Genomic DNA, 6,562 nt, shown 5'->3' on the forward strand with positions numbered 1-6,562 from the left:
TGATGCGCGCAACGGCAAGCCTGGGCGCCTGCCGAACCATCGAGGAGAAAGCCTATGGTGAACCGCATCGATCTCGACGGGCGCGTCGCCATCGTCACCGGAGGAGCCCAGGGCATCGGCCGAGCCGTGGCCGAACGCTTCGCTGCCAGTGGCGCCACCGTGGCGATCTGGGATGTCGATGGCGCGCTCGCAGCCCGCACGGCAGCCGAGATCGGACAGGGCGCGACCGGACAGGCCGTGGACGTCACCGATGCGTCGGCGGTGCAGGCCGCGACCGAGGCGCTCGAGCGCGCGCATGGCCGCATCGACATCCTCGTCACCAGCGCCGGTATCGCCGGGCCCAACCACAAGACCTGGGAGTATCCGCTGGAGGATTGGGCCCGTGTCATGCGGCTCAACGTGGACGGCACGCTGCATTGCTGCCGCGCGGTCGTTCCCGGCATGATCGCGCGCAATTACGGGCGCATCGTCCTCGTCGCCTCGATCGCGGGCAAGGAGGGCAACCCCAACGCCTCGGCCTATTCGGCTTCGAAGGCGGCGGTGATCGCGCTGACCAAATCCCTCGGCAAGGAGCTGGCGGACAGGGACATCGCCGTCAATTGCATCACGCCCGCCGCCGCGCGCACGCGCATCTTCGACCAGATGAGCGAGGAGCATATCGGCTACATGCTCGCCAAGATCCCGCGTGGGCGCTTCCTGCAGCCGCAGGAGGTCGCTGCGATGGTGGCCTTCCTCGCCTCCGCCGAGAACAGCTTCACGACGGCGGGCGTGTTCGACCTCTCTGGAGGCCGCGCCACCTATTGACGTGGGTTTCCCGGCGGCAACGCTGCCACACTCTGCCACCGCCCCGCCACCCTCACACTAGCCTCGGCTCGCCTTCCCGCCATGAACCAGACACTCCCCTCCGCCGCCGTGCTCGGCGCCCGCGCCTTCGCCGCGCTGGCCGGGCTCAACCGCTTCACCGACGAGCCCGGCAAGTTGACGAGGCTCTATCTCTCACCCGCGCATCGGCAGGCGGCGGAATGGGTGAAAGGAGCGATGGAGGTGGCGGGGCTGACCGCCTTCATCGACGCCGCCGGCTCGGTGCAGGGGCGGCGCGAGGGCACGGTGCCCGGCGCGCCGGCCGTCATGATCGGCTCTCATATCGACACGGTGAAGGATGGCGGCCGGTTCGACGGCAATCTCGGCGTCGTCGCCGGCATCCTTACCATGCAGGCGCTGCGCGACGCCGGCATCGCCCTGCCCTTCCCCGTGGAAGTGGTGGCCTTCGGCGACGAGGAAAATGTCCGCTTCCCGACGCATCTGTCGACCTCCGAGGCCCTGGCGGGCCATCACGACCCGGCCTGGCTCGACGCGAAGGACGAGGACGGCGTCACCCTGGGCGAGGCGCTGCGCGCCTTCGGCGGCGACCCGGCCGGCATCGCGGCGCTGGCGCGCACGCCGGGCTCGCTGCGCGCCTATCTCGAGGTGCATATCGAGCAGGGCCCCGTGCTGGAGGCCCAGAACGAGGCGGTCGGAATCGTCACCGCGATCAACGCCCAGAGCCGCGCGCAGGTGCGGGTGACGGGCGAGGCCGGCCATGCCGGCACGGTGCCGATGGCCTTGCGCAAGGACGCGCTGACGGCCGCGGCCGAGATGGCGCTGGCGCTGGAGGCGGTGGCCGGCGCGCATGACCAGGCGGTTGGCACGGTCGGCGTCTTCCGGCCGGAGCCGGGCGCCACCAATGTCGTGCCCGGCGCGGTGCAGTTCACCATCGATTTTCGGGCCCCCCTCGACGCCACGCTCGCCGCGATGGACGCGGCGATCCGCGAACGCTTCGAAGCGATCGCGCAGCGTCGTGGCGTCGCGGTCTCGATCACGACCTATGCCAAGGCGGCCGCCGTGCCGATGGCGCCGGAGCTGCAGGAGGCCTTCGCCGCCGGCATCGCCCGCAGCGGCAGCAATCTCGCGGCGCGGCGCCTGCCCTCGGGCGCCGGGCACGATGCTATGGCCATGGCGGCAATCGCCCCCGTGGCGATGCTGTTCGTGCGCAACGAAAAGGGCATCAGCCATTCGCCGCTGGAGAACATGACGGAGGCAGATGCCGGCCTGGCGATCAGGGTGCTGCTGGAAACCCTGCTGGAATTGGCGGACGGCTCGGCCTAAAGCGGTGCCAGCAAACCCCGCGCGGCTTTGCGGCCGGCTCTCTGCGAAGGCCCAGCGCAGCCCGGCCGCGACACCGCGCAGCATTCCTTCATCCGCGCGCGGGGCCTAAACGAAGCCCGCCGCAGGAGGCTGGCCATGGATTTCGAACAGTTTTTTCGCCGCGAGCTCGACGGGCTGCGCCAGGAGGGTCGCTACCGCGTCTTCGCCGATCTGGAGCGGCAGGCCGGGCGGTTTCCGCTCGCGACCTATCACGGGGAGAGCGGCGCGAGAGAGGTCACGGTCTGGTGCTCCAACGACTATCTCGGCATGGGGCAACATCCCAAGGTGCTGGCCGCGATGCACGAGGCGCTCGACGGCAGCGGGGCGGGTGCCGGCGGTACGCGCAATATCGGTGGCACCAACCATTACCATGTGCTGCTGGAGCGCGAGCTCGCCGATCTGCACGGCAAGGAGGCCGCGCTGATCTTCAATTCGGGCTATGTCTCGAACTGGGCCTCGCTCTCCACCCTCGCATCGCGCATTCCCGGCTGCATCGTGCTGACCGATGCGCTGAATCATGCCTCGATGATCGAGGGCATCCGGCACTCGCGCGCCGAGAAACTGATCTTCGCCCATAACGATCCCGAGGATCTGCGGCGCAAGCTCTCAGGGCTCGATCCGGCGCGGCCGAAGCTCGTCGCCTTCGAATCGGTCTATTCGATGGACGGCGACATCGCGCCGATCGCCGAATTCTGCGACGTCGCCGACGAATTCGGCGCAATGACCTATTGCGACGAGGTCCATGCGGTCGGCCTCTATGGGCCGCGCGGCGGCGGCATCTCCGAGCGGGAGGGGCTGCAGCATCGCATCACGCTGATCCAGGGCACGCTGGCCAAGGCCTATGGCGTCGTCGGCGGCTACATCACCGGCTCGGCGGCGCTGTGCGACTTCATCCGCAGCTTTGCCTCCGGCTTCATCTTCTCGAGCGCCCTGCCGCCGGCCGTGGCGGCGGGTGCGATCGCAGCCATCGACCATCTCAAGGGCAGCGCTGCCGAGCGCGAGCGCCAGCAGGATCGGGTGCAGGTGCTGCGCCGCCGGCTCGATGCCGCCGGCATTCCGCATCTGCCCAATCCCAGCCACATCGTGCCGGTGATGGTCGGGGAGGCGAAGACCTGCAAAGCGATCAGCGACGAGTTGCTCGCCCGCTTCGACATCTATGTCCAGCCGATCAACTACCCCACCGTGCCGCGCGGCACCGAGCGGCTGCGGATCACGCCCTCGCCCTTCCACTCGGACGCCGATATCGACCGGCTGGTGGCGGCGCTGACCGCAATCTGGGCACGTGACGGGCTGAAGCGGGCGGCTTGAGGCCGCCTCCCGTCAGACAATCCCGCACGGCGTTCGATCACGCCTTCGGCGTTCAGATCAGAGATTGAAGACCCGGTGCGGGACGAACTCGCCGTTCTGCACCGAGCCCGTCGAGACCAGCGTGCCGGCGCAGGTGGCGTAGGCCACCTCAAGCTCGACCGGCGCGCCGGCGCCGCGCAGCAGGGCGCTCTGGCCTCGCTTGAGGCGGGCGGCGGCGTCGCGGTGCAGGACGATCTCGGGGATCAGCGTCAGCGCCGCCTTGACCGGCAGCAGCGCCGCGAGCGCGCTTTCCGGGCTCTCGCGCAGGGTTTCGACGCTCGCCGCCTGCGCGACCGCGAAGGGACCGACGCGGGTGCGGCGCAGATGGGCGACATGACCGAGGCACCCCAGCGCCAGGCCGAGATCGCGGGCGATGGCGCGGACATAGGTGCCCTTGCCGCATTCGGCCTCGAAGGTGGTGGTCGCGCCGTCATGGCTGACGATGGTCAGCGCGTCGATCTCGACCGGGCGGGCCTCCAGCGTAACCTCCTCGCCGTCGCGGGCGAGGTCGTAGGCGCGCTCGCCGGCGATCTTGATCGCGGAGAATTTCGGCGGCGTCTGCAGGATGGTGCCGGTGAAGCGCGGCAGAAGCGCCGCGATCGCCGCCTGGTCGGGGCGCAGATCGGAGGTCGCGATGACCCGGCCCTCGGTATCGTCCGTATCGGTCTGGACGCCCCAGGCGACGGTGAACTGATAGGCCTTGCGGCCGTCCATGACGAAGGGGACCGTCTTGGTGGCCTCGCCGAGCGCGATCGGGAGGAGGCCCGAGGCGAGCGGGTCGAGCGTGCCGGCATGACCGGCCTTCTTCGCCGAGAAGGCGCGTTTGACGACGCTGACGGCGTGGGTGGAGGTCATCCCCACCGGTTTGTCGAGCACCACCCAGCCATGCACGTCGCGGCGCTTGGGGCGCGGGGGCCTGGCGGCGTCCGGCAGCGGGGCGGTCTCGTCGCGGTTCTCAGCGGTCATCGTCACGGCGGTCGTCTTCGGGGGAGATGTCGTCCTGCTCGATCCTCAGGCGCTGGACCTGGGTGTCGCGGCGAACGGGGTCGGAATCGAGCAGGGCGTCGATGCGCTCGGCCTCGGCGAAGCTTTCATCGGCGCGAAAACGCAGATCGGGCGCGTATTTGAGGTTCACGCGATGCGCGATCTCGCCACGCAGGTGCTTCTTGTGCTGCTCGAGCGCCTTCAGCACGGCCGGCACATCCTGCCCGCCGAGCGGCATGACATAGCAGGTGGCGAGCTTGAGATCAGGCGAGAGGCGCACCTCCGGCACGGTGACGACATGCTTGGCCAGCACGTCGTCGTGAATATCGCCGCGCGCCAGCATCTCGGCGAGGGCATGGCGGATCAGTTCGCCGACGCGCAACTGCCTCTGGGATGGGCCGGACGGTTTTGCAGGTTTGGCCATAAGTCTCGTTCTCCGGGATCGGACCGGATGGACGGTCGATGGAAAGAGTCATGGCCGGGCTTGCCCGGCCATTCTCGGCGAGATGCGTGCGCTGTCGGGACGATGCCCGGACCCTGCCGGAGGCAGGACGAGGGAGCAGGCGCGGCCCTTACAGGCTGCGCTTGATCTCCTCGACGCGGTAGCACTCGATGACGTCGCCGGCGCGCATGTCCTGGTAGTTCTCGAAGGCCATGCCGCATTCCTGGCCGGCCACGACTTCCTTGGCGTCGTCCTTGAAGCGCTTGAGCTGGCCGAGCTTGCCCTCGTGGACCACGACGTTGTCGCGGATCAGGCGGACATTGGCGCCGCGCTCGATGGTGCCGTCGGTGACGCGGCAGCCGGCGATCTTGCCGACCTTCGAGACGTTGAAGATCTCGAGGATCGTCGCATTGCCGAGCATGGTTTCGCGCAGCGTCGGCGCCAGCAGGCCCGACATCGCATCCTTCACGTCATCCATGAGGTTATAGATGATGTTGTAGTAGCGGATCTCGACGCCGGCCCGCTCCGCCGCCTCGCGCGCTTCCTTGTGCGCACGGACGTTGAAGCCGACCACGACCGCGCCCGAAGCCTGGGCGAGGGTGATGTCCGACTCGGTGATCGCGCCGACGCCGGAGGACAGCACGCGGGCACGCACCTCGTCGTTTCCGACCTTCTCGAGCGCGCCGACGATGGCTTCGACCGAGCCCTGCACGTCGCCCTTGACGACAAGCGGGAACTCCTTGCGGCCGGCGCCTTCCTTCAGCTCGCGCATCATCTCCGCCAGCGAACGGCCGGCACCGGAGGCCGCACCGCGCGCGGCGAGGCGGTCGCGGCGCTGGCGCTCGCGGTAATCGGTGATCTCGCGGGCGCGGGCCTCGGACTCGACCACCGCGACGCGGTCGCCGGCCTCGGGCGTGCCGTTGAAGCCGAGAACCTCGACCGGCATGGAGGGCGGAGCCTCCTTCATCTGCGCGCCGGTGTCGCCGATGAGGGCACGCACGCGACCCCATTCGGCGCCCGCCACGACGATGTCGCCGGTGCGCAGCGTGCCGCGCTGGACGAGGACGGTCGCGACCGGGCCGCGTCCGCGATCCAGCTTGGCCTCGATGACGGTGCCCTCGGCCGGACGATCCGGATTGGCCCGCAGTTCGAGCACTTCGGCCTGAAGCGAGATCGCCTCCAGCAGCTTGTCGAGGTTCTGGCCGGTCTTGGCCGAAACCTCGACCTCGAGCGTCTCGCCGCCCAGGGTCTCGACCTGGATCTCGTATTGCAGCAGCTCGGCGCGCACCCGGTCCGGGTTGGCGTCGGCCTTGTCGACCTTGTTGATCGCGACGATCAGCGGAACGCCGGCGGCCTTGGCGTGCTGGATCGCCTCGGCGGTCTGCGGCATCACGCCATCATCGGCGGCCACGACCAGCACGACGATGTCCGTCACCTTGGCGCCGCGGGCGCGCATCGCCGTGAAGGCGGCGTGGCCGGGGGTGTCGATGAAGGTCACGGTGGTGCCCAGCGGCGTCGTCACCTGATAGGCGCCGATATGCTGGGTGATGCCGCCGGCCTCGCCGGTGACGACCTTGGTCTTGCGGATGGCGTCGAGCAGCGAGG

6 protein-coding genes are annotated in these 6,562 nt (G+C 69.3%); 3 read left to right on the forward strand and 3 right to left on the reverse strand.

What is annotated here, in order from left to right; genetic code table 11:
• The first annotated feature begins 57 nt into the window (after nt 1–57).
• The 3 genes from ACOJTB_RS12230 (at nt 58) to hemA (ending at nt 3,492) form a co-directional block, all read left to right on the forward strand.
• The gene (locus ACOJTB_RS12230; protein WP_420102803.1) at nt 58–804 is read left to right on the forward strand and encodes an SDR family NAD(P)-dependent oxidoreductase; all 747 of its coding nucleotides are present in this window, start codon (nt 58–60) and stop codon (nt 802–804) included.
• An 81-nt stretch (nt 805–885) separates the two neighbouring features.
• Entirely contained in the window at nt 886–2,145 is a 1,260-nt protein-coding gene (locus ACOJTB_RS12235; protein ID WP_420102798.1) for an allantoate amidohydrolase, read from the forward strand.
• Between the two features lie 135 nt (nt 2,146–2,280).
• Nucleotides 2,281–3,492: a 5-aminolevulinate synthase gene (gene hemA / locus ACOJTB_RS12240; RefSeq protein ID WP_420102799.1), complete on the forward strand. Its 1,212-nt coding sequence runs from the start codon at nt 2,281–2,283 to the stop codon at nt 3,490–3,492.
• A 57-nt stretch (nt 3,493–3,549) separates the two neighbouring features.
• Here the strand turns inward: hemA and truB are convergent, their stop codons facing one another.
• From truB to infB, 3 genes are all read right to left on the reverse strand, one after another.
• Complete coding sequence (truB, locus tag ACOJTB_RS12245) at nt 3,550–4,497, reverse strand: tRNA pseudouridine(55) synthase TruB (protein WP_420102804.1); 948 nt, start codon at nt 4,495–4,497, stop codon at nt 3,550–3,552.
• Complete coding sequence (gene rbfA, locus ACOJTB_RS12250; RefSeq protein WP_420102800.1) at nt 4,487–4,939, reverse strand: 30S ribosome-binding factor RbfA; 453 nt, start codon at nt 4,937–4,939, stop codon at nt 4,487–4,489. The genes truB and rbfA overlap by 11 nt, the downstream gene beginning before the upstream one ends.
• 148 nt (nt 4,940–5,087) lie before the next feature.
• Nucleotides 5,088–6,562: translation initiation factor IF-2 (infB, locus tag ACOJTB_RS12255; RefSeq protein WP_420102801.1), on the reverse strand; the 1,475-nt coding region annotated here is incomplete at its 5' end.

This window comes from Allobosea sp. (genome assembly GCF_048595345.1).
GTDB lineage: Bacteria > Pseudomonadota > Alphaproteobacteria > Rhizobiales > Beijerinckiaceae > Allobosea.

Coding starts and splice junctions, on each gene's coding strand:
- truB (WP_420102804.1), bottom strand. CDS start 4,497: ATGACCGCTGAGAACCGCGACGAGACCGCCCCGCTGCCGGACGCCGCC.
- rbfA (WP_420102800.1), bottom strand. CDS start 4,939: ATGGCCAAACCTGCAAAACCGTCCGGCCCATCCCAGAGGCAGTTGCGC.
- ACOJTB_RS12235 (WP_420102798.1), top strand. CDS start 886: ATGAACCAGACACTCCCCTCCGCCGCCGTGCTCGGCGCCCGCGCCTTC.
- hemA (WP_420102799.1), top strand. CDS start 2,281: ATGGATTTCGAACAGTTTTTTCGCCGCGAGCTCGACGGGCTGCGCCAG.